General features: G+C 57.1%; 1 protein-coding gene and 1 pseudogene. One reads left to right on the top strand and one right to left on the bottom strand.

The window, feature by feature from the left end; all coding sequences use genetic code 11:
- Positions 1 to 580 precede the first annotated feature (580 nt).
- Positions 581 to 1,006: pseudogene (locus L598_RS16125) on the bottom strand (type IV secretion system protein); the annotation flags it as partial.
- Between the two features lie 70 nt (positions 1,007 to 1,076).
- Here L598_RS16125 and L598_RS21810 point away from each other — a divergent pair.
- The coding region (locus L598_RS21810) for a transposase (protein ID WP_246658789.1) at positions 1,077 to 1,311 on the top strand (235 nt) is incomplete at its 3' end.

Raw genomic sequence — 1,311 nt, forward strand, 5'->3', positions numbered from 1 at the left:
GGCCGTCTCCGTCTGCCGGTCGCGGGCCTGCGGCGGCCAGGTCCTCGACCGCGTGATGCAGGCTCGCCAGCTCGCGCCGCATCGCGGCCAGCTCATCCCGCACACTGTCGCCGTCCTCAAGGCACTCCCGTAGGTAGGTGCCTAGAGGCTTGCCGCGCCGGGCAGCCGCGTCCTCGTATTGGGCATGTTTTTCCGGGCTGAGTCGAAGGGTCAGGGGGTTCCCCAACATACGTGCCTCCTGTAGTGCTTCGCGTAGTGCATCGAAGCCAGCATTTCTGCGGGTTTCCGGCTGTTTTGTAGTACGTGAACACTACAGCTAGAAATGATGCACTCTTAGAAATGTCTTATAAATCAACATGTTACATAGCACCGAAAGGTGCGTATTGTGTATAGACCTTTTAAGGGCTATCGGATGGCCATTTAAGGCCATCCGGGGGGTCCAAACTGGCCCCAATGCGCTGCGCGCATTGGGTTTCGGTGGCGATGATGCAAAGATGATGCAGAAATGATGCACATCTGATGCGGATATGATGCAGGGATGATGCAGGGATGATGCAAAAGTAGTGCATTTCTGCGGTCATCACGTTCTGCGACCACGGAAGTACCCGGCAGCAGCACGGGCAACGCCAGCAGCACCACCCGTTACAGCACCAGCTACAGCACCAGCAGCACGGCCAGCCTGTTTTTTCCCGTAGCCCACGGCCGCTCTTGCACCAGAGTGTTTGTAAGCTGCTCCAGCACCGCCACGAATGGCGCGCATCTCGTACCAATAGCTGATGCCAACGCCGCTGGCCAAACCGCTTGCAATGTTCGGCAATTGAAGCAGCAGCCCAACCGAAACGACGGAAATCACCATCATGCCGATCAGCGTATAACCAACGCTCTGCGTCCCGTCGAAATCGGCTTGCGCCATGTAGGTGCCAAAAATATCCATCAACAGCGTGAACACGACTGCAAACAGCACAATGGTCAGCGCATAGTTGAGCACTTGCGACACCCACAATTCAAAGTGGTCTGCCCCCTGAAAAGTGGTCCTCCCTGAAGTAGGCTATTGAGCCATTGGAGAGGACGTTGGAATGCCCCAGAAGAAGCATAAGCCCGAAGAGATCGTCGCGAAGCTGCGCCAGGTCGATGTTCTGCTGTCGCAAGGAAGATCGGTTGGCGAGGCGGTTCGCACGATCGGCGTGACGCAGTTCACGTATTATCGCTGGCGCAAGGAGTTCGGCGGCCTGAAGGGCGATCAGGTGAAGCGGCTGAAAGAACTCGAGAAAGAGAATGACCGGCTGCGCAAGGCTGTGTCGGACCTCACGC

It is taken from the genome of Mesorhizobium sp. J18 (assembly GCF_007829525.1).
In the GTDB taxonomy this organism is placed as follows: domain Bacteria; phylum Pseudomonadota; class Alphaproteobacteria; order Rhizobiales; family Rhizobiaceae; genus VLJP01.